The organism is Glaciecola punicea (assembly GCF_001756615.1).
Taxonomy (GTDB): domain Bacteria; phylum Pseudomonadota; class Gammaproteobacteria; order Enterobacterales; family Alteromonadaceae; genus Glaciecola; species Glaciecola punicea.
Map to the genome: position 1 here is coordinate 1 of NZ_LZXY01000003.1, position 18,288 is coordinate 18,288.

At 42.8% G+C, this 18,288-nt stretch carries 13 protein-coding genes; 11 read left to right on the forward strand and 2 right to left on the reverse strand.

Features of this window, described 5'->3' with window-relative positions; all coding sequences use genetic code 11:
• Positions 1–88: 88 nt before the first annotated feature.
• Complete coding sequence (locus BAE46_RS04235) at positions 89–592, reverse strand: fasciclin domain-containing protein (protein WP_006002754.1); 504 nt, start codon at positions 590–592, stop codon at positions 89–91.
• Positions 593–1,342: 750 nt separating this feature from the next.
• Between BAE46_RS04235 and rplK the strand changes: the two genes are divergently transcribed.
• From rplK to BAE46_RS04290, 11 genes are all read left to right on the forward strand, one after another.
• Positions 1,343–1,771: a 50S ribosomal protein L11 gene (rplK, locus tag BAE46_RS04240; RefSeq protein WP_006002750.1), complete on the forward strand. Its 429-nt coding sequence runs from the start codon at positions 1,343–1,345 to the stop codon at positions 1,769–1,771.
• Between the two features lie 4 nt (positions 1,772–1,775).
• The gene (gene rplA / locus BAE46_RS04245; protein ID WP_006002749.1) at positions 1,776–2,474 is read left to right on the forward strand and encodes a 50S ribosomal protein L1; all 699 of its coding nucleotides are present in this window, start codon (positions 1,776–1,778) and stop codon (positions 2,472–2,474) included.
• 331 nt (positions 2,475–2,805) lie between these two features.
• Positions 2,806–3,324 carry a 50S ribosomal protein L10 gene (rplJ, locus tag BAE46_RS04250; RefSeq protein WP_070111848.1) on the forward strand — a complete coding sequence of 173 codons (519 nt, stop codon included), beginning with the start codon at positions 2,806–2,808 and terminating at the stop codon, positions 3,322–3,324.
• Between the two features lie 53 nt (positions 3,325–3,377).
• Positions 3,378–3,752 (forward strand): 50S ribosomal protein L7/L12, encoded by a 375-nt coding sequence (gene rplL / locus BAE46_RS04255; protein ID WP_006002745.1) that lies wholly within the window; start codon positions 3,378–3,380, stop codon positions 3,750–3,752.
• A 338-nt stretch (positions 3,753–4,090) separates the two neighbouring features.
• Positions 4,091–8,119, forward strand: coding sequence for a DNA-directed RNA polymerase subunit beta (rpoB, locus tag BAE46_RS04260; protein ID WP_070111849.1), 4,029 nt, complete (start codon positions 4,091–4,093; stop codon positions 8,117–8,119).
• A gap of 122 nt (positions 8,120–8,241) precedes the next feature.
• Positions 8,242–12,450, forward strand: a complete 4,209-nt coding sequence (rpoC, locus tag BAE46_RS04265; protein WP_006002741.1) for a DNA-directed RNA polymerase subunit beta' — start codon at positions 8,242–8,244, stop codon at positions 12,448–12,450.
• Between the two features lie 489 nt (positions 12,451–12,939).
• The gene (gene rpsL / locus BAE46_RS04270; RefSeq protein ID WP_006002740.1) at positions 12,940–13,314 is read left to right on the forward strand and encodes a 30S ribosomal protein S12; all 375 of its coding nucleotides are present in this window, start codon (positions 12,940–12,942) and stop codon (positions 13,312–13,314) included.
• 73 nt (positions 13,315–13,387) lie between these two features.
• A complete protein-coding gene (gene rpsG / locus BAE46_RS04275) occupies positions 13,388–13,858 on the forward strand; it encodes a 30S ribosomal protein S7 (protein ID WP_006002739.1) in 471 nt (156 codons plus the stop codon).
• 156 nt (positions 13,859–14,014) lie between these two features.
• The gene (gene fusA, locus BAE46_RS04280; RefSeq protein ID WP_070111850.1) at positions 14,015–16,117 is read left to right on the forward strand and encodes an elongation factor G; all 2,103 of its coding nucleotides are present in this window, start codon (positions 14,015–14,017) and stop codon (positions 16,115–16,117) included.
• 58 nt (positions 16,118–16,175) lie between these two features.
• Complete coding sequence (gene tuf / locus BAE46_RS04285) at positions 16,176–17,357, forward strand: elongation factor Tu (protein WP_070111851.1); 1,182 nt, start codon at positions 16,176–16,178, stop codon at positions 17,355–17,357.
• Between the two features lie 190 nt (positions 17,358–17,547).
• The gene (locus BAE46_RS04290; RefSeq protein WP_006007297.1) at positions 17,548–17,796 is read left to right on the forward strand and encodes a DUF3297 family protein; all 249 of its coding nucleotides are present in this window, start codon (positions 17,548–17,550) and stop codon (positions 17,794–17,796) included.
• 6 nt (positions 17,797–17,802) lie between these two features.
• Here the strand turns inward: BAE46_RS04290 and BAE46_RS04295 are convergent, their stop codons facing one another.
• Positions 17,803–18,240 carry a DUF2721 domain-containing protein gene (locus tag BAE46_RS04295; RefSeq protein ID WP_006007295.1) on the reverse strand — a complete coding sequence of 146 codons (438 nt, stop codon included), beginning with the start codon at positions 18,238–18,240 and terminating at the stop codon, positions 17,803–17,805.
• Positions 18,241–18,288 lie beyond the last annotated feature (48 nt).

Sequence of the window (18,288 nt, forward strand, 5' to 3'; positions counted from 1 at the left end):
TAACGTACGTTAGCTTTTTTTCTATGTATTACTGAACATCTTAACAATCATAAAAGAGAATTACTTAAATAACTGACTAATTCACAAATTATGACTTTGGTAACAATACGGTATCAATTACGTGGATTACGCCGTTGCTTGCAGCAATGTCTGTCGCCACTACGTTCGCGTTATTTACCATTACTTTATCACCGTCAACAGTCACATCAATTGTCTGACCCTGAAGGCTGGTCGCAGAATCTACAGTAACCACGTCAGCTGCCATTACTTTTCCAGCCACCACATGATAGGTAAGGATTGACACAAGTTTGTCTTTATTTTCTGGCTTTAGAAGATCTTCTACTGTTCCTGCAGGTAATTTGGCAAATGCAGCGTTTGTAGGTGCAAATACCGTCAATGGGCCATCACCTTTCAAAGCATCAACTAAGTCAGCTGCTTTTACAGCGGCTACCAGTGTGGAAAAATCTGGGTTACTCGCAGCAACGTCTACGATATCCTGTTTGGTCCCGTGGTGGTTTGCCTGTGCAGCTGCTACGATAGCGAATGTGGCAACAACTGCGACAAACAAAGATTTAATATTTAATAATTTCATGTGTATTCCTTAACTGGTTAATTTTTTTGTTGGTAATTCATGTGAATCACTCCTTACTTATACTCTCAAATCTTAAATTTCGGATGTATTGTTACAATTTTTTAATTTTCAGAGGAAAAATAGAGGATGAAACATGTGTAAATGGCTTTGCCAACCGAGCTTTTACACTTAGTTCTGATATTGCTTTAGCACTTCGTTATGTAATAACGCCAGGAGGTCAATTTTTAATGAGTGTTAGTAAAACTAGCGCAGATTGAATTGTGGTACTGGCCGAGCACTTGCTCTATGTGATTTTGGAACTAGTGTAAATTAATCAGCAAATAAAAGTCACGGGTGATATAAGTATAGGCATTCTTACTGTTCATAAGAATCATAACACTACGTTTATGCTAGAAACGCTGATTTTGAAACGCAAATAAGATAGGCCGAAGTCCTACGATAAAACAGCAATCAATCCCACAAAAAAGAGATTAATGTACTAGACTTACTAAAATCAAAAGACTGTGAATAAGCCTTTATTTTAATCAATTTCCACTATAGACTAGCTCCGCATCTGTTTGTATGCATGTTTTTCAGTTGAAAAGCAAATCAGCTGAAAAACAAAGCGCAACTAGAAACATATAAATCATGGTTGCATTTATGTTGTTAAAAGCATATCATTCGCGCCCAATTTACATACGGGAAGCCGTTACAGAAGATATTCTCTTGTATCTTTTAGGCGCTATACCCACAAAATAGAGAAATAAATCAATGGCGAAGAAAGTCTCAGGCTTAATTAAGCTTCAGGTTGCTGCAGGTAAAGCAAACCCGAGTCCCCCAGTTGGTCCAGCACTTGGTCAACACGGCGTAAATATTATGGAATTCTGTAAAGCATTCAATGCTAAGACAGACGCACTTGAAAAAGGCGCTCCGGTTCCAGTCGTTATTACCGTATATGAAGATCGTTCATTTACCTTTGAAACTAAGACCCCGCCTGCCGCGTATTTGCTGCTCAAAGCAGCTGGCGTGAAAAGTGGGTCAGGTCGTCCTAATACCGAGAAGGTGGGTACGGTAACACGTGCGCAGTTAGAAGAAATTGCGACACTTAAAGAACCTGATTTAACTGCTTCCGATATGGATGCAGCCTGTAAAACGATTGCTGGCTCTGCCCGTAGTATGGGCTTAAAGGTAGAAGGATAAGACGATGGCTAAATTATCAAAACGCGCTCGTGCCATTGCTGAAAAAGTAAGTAGCACTAAAGAATATGAATTTGATGAAGCAATTGCTTTATTAAAAGAGCTTTCAACCGTTAAATTTGCGGAAAGTATTGACGTTGCCGTAAACCTTGGCATTGATGCACGTAAATCTGATCAAAACGTTCGTGGCGCAACTGTGTTACCTAACGGCACTGGTAAAGATGTACGTGTCGCTGTGTTTACTCAAGGCGCTAACGTTGAAGCCGCTAAAGCCGCCGGTGCTGACATTGTTGGTATGGAAGACTTAGCTGAGTTGGTTAAAAAAGGCGAAATGAATTTTGATGTAGTAGTGGCTAGTCCAGACGCAATGCGTGTGGTTGGTCAATTAGGCCAAATTTTAGGTCCTCGTGGTTTAATGCCTAACCCTAAAACCGGCACTGTTACCCCTGATGTGGCCACCGCTGTAAAAAATGCAAAAGCTGGCCAAGTTAGATATCGCAATGATAAAAATGGCATAATTCACGCCAGTATTGGTAAAATAGCATTTGAGCCAAATGCTATTAAAGAAAACCTTGAAGCATTGATGAGCGCTTTGCGTAAAGCTAAGCCAAGTTCTGCCAAAGGCATATTTATTGGAAAGGTAAGTTTAAGCACAACGATGGGTGCAGGTTTAACTGTTGACCAAAGTTCGCTAACGCAGGTTTAAGCTACTTTTTACAAAAGGTTGTGGGTTGGAGCTAATTTACATATATGAGCTTATTCGTAACGTTCATGTAGTAAATACAAGCTCCCGTCCAAGACCGCAGGCGAACTGCAGTAAAAGACGTAAGAGATCTTTTACATTCTTTTTATAAAGGTAAATGTGGTTCTTAATTAGTTCCTGCGCAGATGGTGAATTCAACCCAGACTCTCTGGGAAATGAACACCGTAGAGCGGTACATGAGTAGTTTTATAGTATACGAATGTATCAATCTGTAATCCTGTTATTCGATGCATGTGAATGCAAAATATAGCAGAAATTAAATGAGGTGAACTCAGTGGCACTAGGCTTAGCAGCAAAAAAAGAAATCGTCGCGGAAATTTCCGATGTCGCTTCTCGTGCTTTATCTGTTGCCGTCGCTGAATACCGTGGTATGGAAGTTGGAGAGTTAACTACTCTTCGCATTCTGGCTCGTGAACAAGGTGTATATCTAAAAGTTATTAGAAACACCCTTGCTAAACGTGGCTTGTTTGACAGTAAGTTTGCAGATATTGATTCTGCGTTAACCGGTCAATTAATTTATGGTTTTTCTCTTGATGCACCTGGTGCAGCAGCACGTCTTTTTAGAGACTTCTCGAAGAAAAATCCAAAGTTAAAAGTAACGGCATTAACGTTAGGCAATGGTTTATTGGGTCCAGAGAAATTAGACGCAGTGGCATCGTTACCTACCAGAGATGAAGCATTGGCACAGTTACTTGCTACCTTCAAGGCACCTGTTGGGAAATTTGTTCAAACACTTAACGAAATACCAACTAAGTTTGCACGCGTATTGGCGGCGATCAAAGACACTAAATAATTAGTGTTTTTGGCAATTTGAATTTTTAACATTATACCCAGGAGTTTAGAGAAATGGCTCTAACAAAAGAAGATATATTAAACGCAATCGCTGAAATGCCAGTAATGGACTTAGTTGAATTGATTGAAGCAGCTGAAGAAAAATTCGGTGTGTCTGCGCAAGCAGCCGTAGCCGTAGCAGCTGGCCCAGCAGCAGCAGCAGAAGCAGAGGAAGAGCAAACAGAATTTGACGTAATTCTTACTTCCTTTGGTGCCGCTAAAGTTGGTGTTATCAAAGCTGTACGTAGCGCTACAGGTCTTGGCTTAAAAGAAGCTAAAGATGTTGTAGAATCAGCTCCTAAGGCGATTAAAGAAGGCGTTTCTAAAGCAGACGCTGAAGCACTGAAGGCGACGCTTGAAGAAGCAGGCGCAACAGTTGAAATTAAGTAATTAGTTTTTTGCTAACTACTGACCCGTTAAAACGGTCAAGGCTGATGATTTCTAATCATCAGCCTTTTTGCGCTATGTGTAAATAAAAATAAGCGCAGGTAAATTACAAAGTTTACTCCCTTTATTTGTGATTTATGGTTTGCGTGGTATCGTTACAATGCTTGGATTTTATGAACTTATATTTTGTGTGTGGTGCATATCAATACTGTTCGTATGAGTCTTAGCTTTAGTTACCACCCAAGCAGTTAAAGGGTATTGGAAGTTTGTTGCACATTTAAAGCTGTCCACCAGACAGCCGTGTAACAGGTTGGGTCTTAAATCAGACGACTGAGGAACCCATGGTTTACTCTTATAGTGAAAAAAAACGTATCCGTAAGGATTTTGGCAAGCGCCCGCAGGTATTGGAAATTCCATACCTTCTCTCAATACAACTGGACTCATTTAAGAAATTTATTGAACAAGATCTTGACGGCCAATATGGTTTAGAGTCTGCATTTCGATCAGTTTTTCCAATAAAAAGTTATTCAGGTAATTCTGAATTACAGTATGTAGCTTATCGTCTAGGCGAGCCTGTTTTTGACGTTAAAGAATGTCAAATTCGTGGTGTCACTTATTCGGCGCCACTGCGCGTCAAATTAAGACTAGTTTTGTTTGATAAAGAAGCAGCAGCAGGCACTGTAAAAGATATAAAAGAACAAGAAGTCTATATGGGCGAGATCCCATTAATGACCAATAACGGTACATTCGTTATTAACGGTACTGAGCGTGTTATTGTTTCACAATTGCATCGTTCGCCGGGTGTGTTCTTTGATCACGATAAGGGCAAAACTCACTCGTCAGGCAAAGTACTCTATAACGCGCGTGTCATTCCATACCGTGGTTCTTGGTTAGATTTTGAATTTGACCCCAAAGATAATTTGTTTGTACGTATAGATCGTCGTCGCAAACTGCCGGCAACTATCATATTACGTGCTTTAGACATGGGCACAGAAGAAATCCTCGATCGCTTCTTTGATAAAGTGTCGGTGCGTATAGACGGCGACAACTACATGATGGATGTGGTGCCAGAACGCTTACGCGGCGAAACAGCCCAATTCGATATACTTGGCAAAAAAGGCGAAGTCATAGTAGAGGCTGGCCGTCGAATTTCGGCACGTCATACTCGCGCGCTCGAAAAAGCTAAAATAAAAGAATTAGTCGTTCCAGCAGAATACTTAGTCGGCAAAGTACTAGATAAAAGCTATGTAGATGAAAGTACAGGTGAAGTGGTTGCAGAAGCAAACCAAGAACTAACGCTTGAATTGTTGCTTGCACTTAAAGCCGCTGATATAAAAGTATTCAACACGCTTTACATTAATGAACTTGATCATGGCTCTTATATTTCAAGTACAGTAAATGTCGACCCCTCTAACAATCGTTTAGAAGCATTGGTTGAAATTTATCGCATGATGCGTCCTGGCGAACCACCTACCAAAGACGCCGCTGAAAACTTATTTGACAACTTGTTCTTCTCTGAAGACCGCTACGATTTATCTGCTGTTGGACGCATGAAGTTTAACCGTCGCTTAGGTCGTGATGTGCCAACTGGCCCGGGTATTTTAGGCAAAGAAGACATTATTGCTGTTATGCAGCAGCTAATCACAATACGTGATGGCAAAGATGAAGTTGATGATATAGATCATTTAGGTAACCGCAGAATTCGTTCTGTTGGCGAAATGGCAGAAAACCAATTCCGTGTTGGCTTAGTGCGCGTCGAACGTGCTGTAAAAGAGCGTTTAAGTTTAGGTGACCTTGATGCGATTATGCCGCAAGATCTTATTAACGCTAAGCCTATCTCAGCTGCAGTTAAAGAGTTCTTTGGTTCGAGCCAACTGTCGCAGTTTATGGATCAAAACAACCCGCTTTCAGAAGTGACACACAAACGTCGTATTTCTGCCTTAGGCCCAGGTGGTTTAACTCGTGAACGTGCTGGATTTGAAGTACGTGACGTACATCCAACCCACTACGGTCGTGTATGTCCAATCGAAACGCCGGAAGGTCCAAATATTGGTTTGATCAACTCACTTGCAAGCTTTGCCCGAACAAACGATTTTGGTTTCTTAGAGACCCCTTATCGTAAAGTCATTAAAGGTGCGGTCACCGACGATATTGAATATCTATCGGCAATTGAAGAAGGTCAGTACGCGATTGCACAGGCAAACGTTACACTTGATGACAATAATAATCTTGTTGACTTGCTTATCGCTTGTCGTCAACGTGGTGAAAACATCCTTGTGCAAAAAGAAGATATTTCTTACATGGACGTTTCTCCACAGCAAATAGTATCCATTGCCGCCAGTATTATTCCGTTCCTAGAACACGATGACGCTAACCGTGCACTTATGGGTTCAAACATGCAGCGTCAAGCCGTACCTACACTAAAAGCTGATAAGCCATTAGTAGGCACTGGCATGGAGAAAACCGTTGCGGTTGACTCCGGGGTTACGGTTGTGGCGAAGCGCGGTGGATCGGTAAGCTATGTTGATGCTTCTCGTATTGTAGTGAAAGTTAGTGAAGATGAAACGTTGCCTGGCGAAGCCGGTATCGACATTTATAACCTAACTAAATACACCCGCTCAAACCAAAACACATGCATCAACCAGCGTCCAACGTGTAATGTTGGCGAGCCGGTTGTACGCGGTGACGTATTAGCCGATGGTCCTTCTACTGATTTAGGTGAGTTGGCGCTTGGTCAGAACATGCGTATCGCATTTATGCCTTGGAACGGTTATAACTTTGAAGATTCAATCCTCATTTCTGAACGCGTCGCAGAAGAAGATAGATTTACCACTATTCACATTCAAGAACTAAGCTGTATTGCTCGCGATACCAAGCTTGGTCCTGAAGAAATAAGCGGTGATATTCCTAACGTTGGCGAGTCTGCCTTAGGAAAACTAGATGAATCGGGTGTTGTCTATATTGGCGCTGAAGTTAAAGGCGGCGACATACTAGTAGGTAAAGTAACGCCAAAAGGCGAAACACAGCTTACCCCAGAAGAGAAGTTACTAAGAGCCATATTTGGTGAAAAGGCGTCAGACGTTAAAGATACTTCTTTACGAGTGCCTAATTCAGTAACTGGCACCGTAATTGACGTGCAAGTATTTACTCGCGATGGCGTTGAAAAAGACAAGCGTGCGCTTGAAATTGAAGACATGCAGCTTCGAGAAGTCAAAAAAGATTTGGGTGATGAGTTTGGTATTCTTGCAGACGGCATATTCGCTCGTGCACATGCTTTACTGCTTAAGTTTGATATTGATCCTGCAAGACTTGATGGTTTGCCGCGCGAGAAATGGTTCGATATTGCCCTTAAAGACGAAGATGCACAAAACGAACTTGATCAAAATGCTGAGCAGTATTCAGAAATTAAAAATGACTTCGATAAGAAGTTTGAGACTAAGCGTCGCAAAATCACCCAAGGTGATGATTTAGCACCAGGCGTTCTGAAAATTGTGAAAGTGTATTTGGCGGTCAAACGTAGCATTCAGCCGGGTGATAAAATGGCTGGTCGTCACGGTAATAAAGGTGTCATTTCAGCGATTCAACCTGTGGAAGATATGCCTTACGATGCCGACGGTACGCCGGTAGACATCGTACTGAACCCGCTGGGTGTTCCATCACGAATGAACATTGGGCAAATCCTTGAAACTCATTTGGGTATGGCTGCACATGGTTTAGGCGTGAAGATTGATCGCATGATTAAAGAGCAGCAGGAAGTGGCGAAGTTACGTGTATTCTTACAGGAAATTTATAGCCTGGGTAAGTCGCATCAAGCTGTGAACATTGACGATTTTGACGACGAAGCTGTAAAACGCTTAGCGCAAAACTTGCGTAAAGGTGTACCAGTAGCAACACCCGTCTTTGATGGCGCCAATGAAGGCGAAATTAAAGAAATGTTGAAGCTAGCTGATATTCCAGAGTCGGGTCAGATTACATTGTTTGATGGTCGTACGGGTCGTGCTTTTGAACGCCCAGTGACGGTTGGTTACATGTATATGTTGAAACTGAACCACTTAGTAGACGATAAAATGCATGCTCGTTCTACCGGTTCTTACAGCCTTGTTACACAGCAGCCTCTTGGTGGTAAAGCACAGTTTGGTGGTCAGCGCTTCGGTGAGATGGAAGTATGGGCTCTTGAAGCTTACGGTGCTGCTTATACCTTGCAGGAAATGCTTACTGTTAAGTCTGATGATGTCAACGGTCGTACCAAAATGTATAAAAATATTGTTGACGGTGACCATAGAATGGAGCCTGGCATGCCAGAGTCGTTCAACGTATTGTTGAAAGAAATCCGTTCATTGGGTATTAACATAGAACTTGAAGAACAGTAGGCCGCGCTACCAAGTGCTTGAAAAAGCCTAGCAAATCTACAGGTTGGCCCGAGTTAGTGAGTTATTAAGGTTAATAAGTCACTAGCAAGGGCTGATAATACAAACTCCGTTGGGAGAGAAATGTGAAAGACTTATTAAAGTTTATTAAGCAGCAAAACAAGACCGAAGAATTTGATAATATCAAAATTGGCCTTGCTTCACCTGAGCAAATCCGTTCATGGTCGTTTGGTGAGGTTAAAAAACCTGAAACAATTAACTACCGTACTTTCAAACCTGAACGAGACGGTTTATTCTGTGCACGCATTTTTGGTCCCGTAAAAGACTATGAATGCCTGTGTGGAAAGTATAAACGTCTAAAACACCGCGGTGTTATTTGTGAAAAATGTGGCGTTGAAGTTACGTTAACCAAAGTACGCAGAGAGCGCATGGGTCACATTGATCTTGCAAGCCCAGTGGCACATATTTGGTTCTTAAAATCACTACCTTCAAGAATTGGCTTAATGCTTGATATGACTTTGCGTGATATTGAACGCGTGTTGTATTTTGAATCGTACGTAGTAACTGAGCCGGGCATGACCGAGCTTGTTCAAGGAAGCTTGCTAAATGAAGAAGAGTATCTTGATTCATTAGAAGAGCATGGAGACGAGTTTGAGGCTAAAATGGGCGCTGAAGCAGTATTTGAACTGCTAAAAGCCCTAAACGTAGATTCTGATGTGGCAGCTATGCGCGAAGAATTACCAAGCGTAACGTCTGAAACGAAACGTAAAAAAATCACCAAGCGTTTAAAGCTGCTAGAATCATTCCAACAGTCGGGCAACAAACCTGAGTGGATGATTCTAACAATTTTGCCAGTGTTACCACCAGAATTACGCCCATTAGTTCCGCTAGACGGTGGACGTTTTGCAACGTCTGACTTGAACGATTTATATCGCCGTGTCATTAACCGTAACAATCGCTTAAAGCGCTTGTTAGACTTAGCTGCGCCCGACATTATTGTGCGCAACGAAAAACGTATGCTCCAAGAAGCGGTTGACGCCTTGCTCGACAACGGCCGTCGCGGCAGAGCTATAACAGGCTCTAACAAACGCCCACTTAAGTCACTTGCTGACATGATAAAAGGTAAGCAGGGTCGGTTCCGTCAAAACTTACTAGGCAAGCGTGTCGATTACTCTGGCCGTTCAGTTATTACCGTTGGTCCTACACTGCGTTTACATCAGTGTGGTCTACCTAAGAAAATGGCACTTGAGTTATTCAAGCCATTTATTTACGGCAAATTAGAAGGCCGTGGTTTAGCCACTACTATCAAAGCAGCGAAGAAGTTAGTAGAACGTGAAGCCCCAGAAGTATGGGATGTTTTAGACGAAGTTATTCGTGAACACCCAGTGCTACTTAACCGCGCACCCACGCTTCACAGACTTGGTATTCAAGCTTTCGAGCCCATCTTAATTGAAGGTAAAGCGATTCAATTGCACCCATTAGTATGTGCAGCTTACAACGCCGACTTCGATGGCGACCAAATGGCGGTTCACGTACCGTTAACCATTGAAGCGCAGCTTGAATCACGTGCCCTTATGATGTCTACTAACAACATATTGTCACCGGCTAATGGTGAGCCAATTATCGTCCCCTCACAAGATGTTGTATTAGGGTTGTATTACCTAACGCGCGACCGTGTCAACGGTAAAGGTGAAGGCATGGTATTTACCAGTCCCAACGAAGCTGAAAAAGCGTACCGTACCGAGCATGCTGAACTGCATGCTCGCGTAAAAGTCCGTATTACTGAATATGATGTTGCTGAAGACGGCACCAAAGTAGAGAAAATAACGCTAACTGATACTACCGTTGGACGCGCTATATTCTCGTTGATTTTACCAAAAGGCTTACCTTTTGAAATTATTAACACTGCGATGGGCAAGAAGCAAATTTCTAAGTTGTTAAATGCTTGCTATCGTACGCTTGGTTTGAAAGACACCGTTATTGCGGCTGACCAAATAATGTATACCGGCTTTCATTACGCGATGATTGCGGGTGCGTCTGTTGGTATAGATGACATGGTTATTCCAGCGGCGAAGAAAGAACTTGTTGCCGCTGCTGAAGCTGAAGTAATTGAGATTCAAGAACAGTTCAATTCTGGTTTAGTGACTGCAGGTGAACGCTACAACAAAGTTATCGATATCTGGTCACGTGCCAATGACGAAGTTGCAAAAGCGATGATGGATAACTTGAAAGTAGAAACTGTTATTAACCGTGATGGCGTTGAAGAGCAGCAGCAGTCGTTTAACTCGGTTTACATGATGGCTGATTCAGGCGCTCGTGGTAGCCCTGCACAAATACGTCAGCTAGCAGGTATGCGGGGACTAATGGCTAAACCAGATGGCTCAATCATTGAGACACCCATCATCGCTAACTTCCGCGAAGGTTTAAACGTACAGCAGTACTTTATATCGACTCACGGAGCGCGTAAAGGTTTAGCCGACACCGCGCTTAAAACAGCGAACTCAGGTTACTTAACGCGCCGTTTAGTTGATGTTGCACAAGATTTGGTTATTACCAATGACGACTGTGGCACCTATGAAGGTGTCATTATGAAGCCGCTTATCGAAGGTGGTGATGTTGTTGAGCCATTGCGTGAGCGTGTACTTGGTCGAGTAGTTGCTGTAGACGTAATTAAGCCAGGTACTAAAACGGTTGTCTTAGTAGAGCGTAACGTTTTACTAGACGAGCACTTGGTCGACATGCTTGAAACGAATTCGGTTGATGAAATTATTGTACGCTCGGTCATTACCTGTGATAACGACCACGGTGTATGCGCCAACTGCTACGGTCGTGACCTAGCGCGCGGACACATGGTAGGCTCAGGTGAATCTGTTGGTGTAATAGCAGCTCAGTCAATTGGTGAACCAGGCACACAGCTTACTATGCGTACTTTCCACATTGGTGGGGCGGCATCGCGTGCGTCGGCAGAAAACAACGTACAGGTCAAAACAACCGGTACCTTGAAACTGCATAACGCCAAAACTGTACGTAATACTGACGGCAAGATCGTAATAGTCTCGCGTTCAAGTGAGTTAACGGTTATTGATGACCAAGGTCGTGAGAAAGAACGTTACAAATTGCCATATGGTTCTATATTGTCGGTAGACGACAGTGCAGGCATTGCCTCAGGCGACATCGTAGCAGCATGGGAACCACATAGTCACCCGATTGTTACAGAGCGCGTTTCTAAGATCACATTTGCAGATATTGATGACACCAACACCGAAACACAGCAAGATGAGCTAACGGGTATAGCTCGTGTTGTAGTGAAAGATTTGTCTAAAGCGAATGCGAAAGAACCTAAGCTTATACTCGAAAGTGAAGGTGGCGCTTTGCAGGAAATTCGTCTTCCAAGCTTTACGACTATAGAAGCAATTGATGGTAAAACAGCGCAAGAAGGTGATGTATTAGCGCGTATTCCTCAAGAGAGTTCGAAAACCCGTGACATTACGGGTGGTCTACCGCGTGTTGCTGATTTATTCGAAGCGCGCAAGCCTAAAGAACCTGCAATTTTGGCAGAGATTTCGGGTGTTATTGGTTTTGGTAACGAAACTAAGAGCAAGAAGCGTTTAACCATTACACCTAAGCCCGATAGTAAGCAGAAGCTTACGGTCAGCCTAAACGCAAATGGTGCTTACGAAGAGATGATCCAGAAATGGCGACACCTTAACGTCTTTGAAGGTGAGTCGGTTGAGAAAGGCGAAGTTGTTTCTGACGGACCTGAATCACCACATGATATTTTACGTTTACGTGGCGTAAGTGCAGTAGCAAACTACATCGTTAACGAAGTACAAGAAGTCTACCGTTTGCAGGGTGTGAAAATTAACGATAAGCACATTGAAGTCGTTATTAGGCAAATGCTACGTAAGTGTATGATTACCTACGCCGGTGACAGCAATTTGCTTGAAGGTGAGCAGGTTGAAGTGGCACAAGTCAAGATTGCTAACCGCGAACTTGAAAAGCAAGGTAAAATTCCTGCGACTTACGAAATACAGCTTTTGGGTATTACCAAGGCGTCGCTGTCGACAGAATCGTTTATTTCTGCGGCATCTTTCCAAGAAACGACTCGTGTGCTTACCGAAGCCGCAGTACAAGGAAAAGAAGATGAATTGCGTGGCCTTAAAGAAAACGTAATTGTAGGTAGACTAATACCCGCGGGTACTGGTTTTGCTTATCACCAAAAGCGTTCTGCACGCAAAGCAGCATTAAGAGCAGAAGCTTCTATATCAGTATCTGCTGATGAAGCTCAAGCTCAGCTTGCTGAAGCCTTAAATGCAGGTAATGACGACGCATAGAAATATGATTCTTTGATGCCTCATTTATAGTAAGGCTTGTACTTACTGGAATAATTACAGCAACATTAAAAGCAAGGTCTGATTCTAGTCCTTGCTTTTTTATTGGCTACGGAGCTTTCAATTAAAGTGAGATTCACCCTGTTTCTCCAACAGTAGTAATGAAAAGCTTACAAATGGAATGTGAAAAAGATAATCGGCTGTTTTATACTAGATTTTTTATTTTACAATATTGCCTAAGTTAAGGACCCCATGTCAGCTCAATTTACTTGACATCTAGGCGTTTGATCTATAATATTCCGCGACCCAAATTTTATGCCTCTACCGCTTACAGTACCTTATATGAGGTGCAAAAAGCGAGGCTAAATAATTTTAAGAGGGTAACCGAGCAGTAAATTTATAAAGTAAATCAATGTTTTATATTTTTGCAAATAGCATCCGTCATATGGTTAATAACCAGCGGAAATTTTAGTCATAATCAGGAGCTAGTTAATGGCAACAGTTAACCAGTTAGTGCGTAAACCCCGTAAAAAGCCGGTAGAAAAATCTAACGTAGCTGCTTTACAAGCTTGCCCACAACGCCGTGGCGTATGTACTCGCGTATATACTACCACACCAAAGAAGCCAAACTCGGCCATGCGTAAAGTATGTCGTGTTCGCTTAACAAACGGTTTTGAAGTGTCTTCATACATTGGTGGTGAAGGTCACAACTTACAAGAGCACAGTGTGGTACTTATCCGCGGTGGCCGCGTAAAAGATTTACCAGGTGTTCGTTATCACACTGTTCGCGGTACGCTGGATTGTTCAGGTGTTACTGCTCGCAGACAGGCCCGTTCTAAGTACGGCGCAAAAAGGCCGAAGTCTTAACGGTTCTCCGTTAGTAAGGCCAAACTATTAAATTAGAGTTTTGGGAAACCCCTGAATTCCACGGAGAATTAAGATGCCAAGAAGACGAGTCGTAGGTCAAAGAAAAATCCTACCAGATCCAAAGTTTAAATCAGAGTTGCTTGCAAAGTTTATGAATGTCGTAATGCTCGACGGCAAGAAATCGACCGCTGAAAAAATCGTATACGGTGCCCTTGAAATTGTTGCTGAAAAAACCGGCAAACCACATTTAGACGTGTTTGAAGACGCGCTAGACAACATCCGCCCCACAGTAGAGGTTAAATCTCGTCGTGTTGGTGGTTCTACGTACCAAGTACCCGTAGAAGTTCGTCCAGTACGTCGTAACGCGCTAGGTATGCGTTGGATGGTTGAAGCGGCACGTAAACGTGGCGAAAAATCCATGGCTCAGCGTTTAGCTGCAGAAATGATTGATGCGCAAGACAGCAAAGGTAGTGCGGTTAAGAAACGTGAAGACGTTCACCGCATGGCAGAAGCTAACAAAGCATTTGCTCACTACCGCTGGTAGTAAAGAAGTCAATAGAGAAACTGTAACAGTCTGCCTGAATAGGGCAGACTGTTTTGCAATTTTAAAGAGAGAAAAAAAGAAGTGGAAAACGAACAGCCCACAGATGTTTCACCCCTTTTATTCTTTTACAATAGTTAATAGAGAATCCAAACCAAAATGGCGCGACAAACACCCATTCATCACTATCGAAATATAGGCATAGTTGCTCACGTAGATGCTGGTAAAACTACCACCACTGAACGTGTGCTTTTCTATACTGGTATTTCACATAAGTTAGGTGAAGTGCACGACGGTGCGGCCACAATGGATTGGATGGAGCAAGAACAAGAACGCGGTATTACTATTACCTCTGCTGCAACTACTTGCTTTTGGTCAGGTATGCAGCAGCAATTTGAGCAGCATCGCATAAATATTATAGACACCCCTGGACACGTTGACTTCACTATTGAGGTCGAGCGTTCACTCAGAGTATTAGACGGTGCAGTCGTCGTTTTTTGTGCCTCTTCAGGGGTTGAACCACAGTCTGAAACGGTTTGGCGTCAAGCCGACAAATACGAAGTTCCGCGTATCGTGTTTGTGAATAAAATGGATAGAGCGGGGGCTGATTTTGAACGCGTAGTGAAACAAATTCGCAAACGCTTAGGCGCTAATTGCGTGCCAATCCAAATAAGTATTGGCGCTGAAGAAGCGTTCAGGGGTGTAATTGATCTGATTAAAATGAAGGCAATTAACTGGAGCGAAGAAGATAAAGGTTTAAGTTTTACATACGAAGATATCCCTGCTGATCATCTTGAAAGAGCTAAACAGTTTCGCTTAGAAATGGTAGAGGCCGCCGCTGAAGCTAATGATGAGTTAATGGATAAGTACATAAACGGTGAAGAGCTAAGCGAAGTAGAAATAAAGCAAGGCTTGCGCGCACGCACTCTTAATAACGAAATTGTACTTGCCACCTGCGGTTCCGCATTCAAAAATAAAGGTGTTCAAGCGGTACTAGATGCAGTTGTTGATTTTTTACCTTCTCCAACAGAAGTAAAAGCTATCACTGGTATACTCGATGACGGTAAAGAAACAGAAGCCGAACGTCATTCTGACGACAATGAACCCTTTGCTGCCCTAGCGTTCAAAATAGCGAGTGATCCATTTGTAGGAACTTTAACTTTTTTCAGAGTTTACTCTGGCGTAATGAAAACTGGCGATTCTGTTTATAATCCTATTAAAGGTAAAAAAGAACGCATAGGTCGCATGGTACAAATGCACGCAAATGATCGAGCTGAACTTAAAGAAGTGTATGCCGGTGATATTGCAGCGGCCATAGGATTAAAGGACGTCACAACAGGTGAAACGTTATGTTCACCGCAGCATATTATTACCTTAGAAAAAATGGATTTTCCTGACCCAGTAATTTCTATTGCAGTAGAACCAAAATCATTAGTTGATCAAGAAAAAATGGGTGTTGCTTTAGGTAAATTAGCGGCAGAGGATCCTTCTTTCAAAGTACGCACAGACGACGAATCAGGGCAAACAATTATCTCTGGTATGGGCGAGTTACACCTAGACATTATTGTAGAGCGCATGAAACGGGAGTTTAATGTTATGTGCAACGTGGGTAAGCCGCAGGTGGCTTATCGTGAAACTATTCGCAACAGTGTTGAGTCTGAAGGAAAGTTTGTTCGTCAGTCGGGTGGCCGCGGCCAGTTTGGTCATGTATGGCTGCGCATAGAACCATTAGAAGAGGGTGCAGGATTTGAGTTTGTAAATGATATCGTAGGCGCCACTATACCAAATGAGTTTATCCCCGCAATTAAAAAAGGCTGTGAAGAACAGCTTCAAAATGGCGTGCTAGCAGGGTATCCTATGCTGGATATTAAAGTCACATTGTATGACGGTTCATATCATGATGTTGATTCCTCTGAGATGGCGTTTAAGATTGCAGCGTCTATGGGGTTTAAGGAAGGCGCGGCAAAAGCTAAACCAGTTTTGTTAGAGCCTATGATGAAAGTTGAAGTAACTACTCCTGAAGATTGGATGGGCGATGTTGTTGGTGACATTAACCGCCGCAGAGGAATGGTAGATGGTATGGAAGATGGCCTTGCAGGCATAAAAATTGTGCGTGCTAAAGTGCCCCTTTCTGAAATGTTTGGCTATGCGACTTCTTTGCGTTCACAAACGCAGGGCAGGGCGTCATATTCAATGGAATTTCACAATTATGCAGAAGTCGCCAGTAATGTAGCGAAAGCCATTATTGATGTTCGCATGTAAAGATGAATTTGGTCCGGTCTAATGTTGGAACGGGCGTTAAACTTAGGAAATAAAAGCAATGGCAAAAGCAAAGTTTGAACGTACGAAACCGCACGTCAACGTTGGCACAATTGGCCACGTTGATCATGGTAAAACAACGCTAACTGCAGCTATCAGTTCAGTTCTAGCAAAAACATACGGAGGCTCTGCCTCAGCGTTTGACCAAATCGATAACGCACCAGAAGAGCGCGAGCGCGGTATCACTATTAATACCTCACACGTCGAATATGATACACCTAAGCGCCACTACGCACACGTTGATTGTCCTGGACACGCCGATTATGTGAAAAACATGATCACCGGTGCCGCGCAAATGGACGGCGGCATATTAGTAGTGGCTGCTACCGACGGTCCTATGCCACAAACACGTGAGCATATTTTACTAGGTCGTCAAGTTGGTATTCCATACATGATCGTTTTCATGAACAAATGTGACATGGTAGACGACGAAGAATTACTAGAGCTAGTAGAAATGGAAGTGCGTGAGCTTCTTAGTGAATATGATTTTCCAGGTGATGATTTACCGGTAATTCAAGGCTCAGCACTCAAAGCCCTTGAAGGCGATGAAAAGTGGGAAGCTAAAATTCTTGAACTAGCAGATGCGCTAGACAACTACATTCCAGAGCCAAAGCGTGACGTAGACAAGCCATTTATTCTACCAATAGAAGATGTGTTCTCAATTTCAGGCCGTGGTACGGTTGTAACAGGTCGTATTGAACAAGGTATTGTTAAAGTAGGCGAAGAAGTTGAAATAATCGGTATAAAAGATACGGTTAAAACAACGTGTACAGGCGTTGAGATGTTCCGTAAATTGCTTGACGAAGGTCGTGCCGGCGAGAACGTAGGTATATTATTACGTGGTACTAAGCGTGAAGACGTTGAACGTGGTCAAGTACTTGCGAAGCCTGGTTCAATTAAGCCACACACCAAGTTTGAAGCTGAAGTGTATATCTTAAGCAAAGACGAAGGTGGCCGTCATACGCCATTCTTTAAAGGTTACCGCCCACAGTTTTATTTCCGTACGACTGACGTAACAGGTGCTGTAGAGCTTCCTGAAGGCGTAGAAATGGTAATGCCTGGTGATAACCTTAAATTCGTAGTAGAGCTAATTGCTCCAATCGCGATGGATGAAGGCTTACGCTTTGCAATCCGTGAAGGTGGCCGTACTGTAGGCGCCGGTGTTGTTGCTAAAATACTGTAGTAACTACTCTGAAATAAAAAAGCCGCTATATTAGCGGCTTTTTTGTGTCAAGTATTTATCACAGGAATTAGCTAAGACGACAACAAGTATGACAGCGGGGGAATTCGGTTCAAACACTTTATTTTCTGTTTGGTCATTTCTAAACACTCAGTCTATAATAAGGGATTATTATACAATTTGGGTCCCTAATATGACTGACAACACGGCACCACCAGCGTTACCAGATCGCCTTTCAAGTAATTCTCGCAGTCCATTTTACATTGCAGAAATTTTCGAACATAACATTGGTATTCGCTTAAACAGCAAAGAACTTACCAACGTTGAAGAATATTGTATAAGCCAAGGTTGGGTGAAAATACCGTCTCCCAAATCCTTAGATCGCCGAGGTCAACCGCTGCTAATGTCGCGAAAAGGAAGCGTTGAAGCCTTTTATAAGTGATTATATTCACTCGTCCTCAATCAAAGATTCCGACACTCTCAATGAGCTTGTAGCTATGCTCACTTCTATAAAAAAACATATTAGCCCTAGCGCGAGAAGCGCTAGGGTTGCAATAAAACTGCCGACAATCCAGCCTGTAATGACGGTGGCAAAGTAGCCCTGAATTACCAGCAAAAATATGTTAATACACACCAGTACCGCCGCGCCACATAGCAAGTTTATCGACCAATTAGCCCATTTCATTCTGCGTGAAAGTGCTTTTAATTCTTTTACGCGCTTGTGCTGGTAGTTCGCGGCCTCGGGCAAATCAAACCACCTTACCCTATCTACTATTCTTGCTAAACGACTCGTTAACGAGTTTAATAATGTACCTATGCCTACAATTAAAAAAACAGGTGTAAGTGCTTGCTGTATTAGTAATATAGCGCTCACTGGTTCTTGCAAAATGCAATGCTCCTAATATTGAATGTTGAGGAATTAACAGGGCATCAG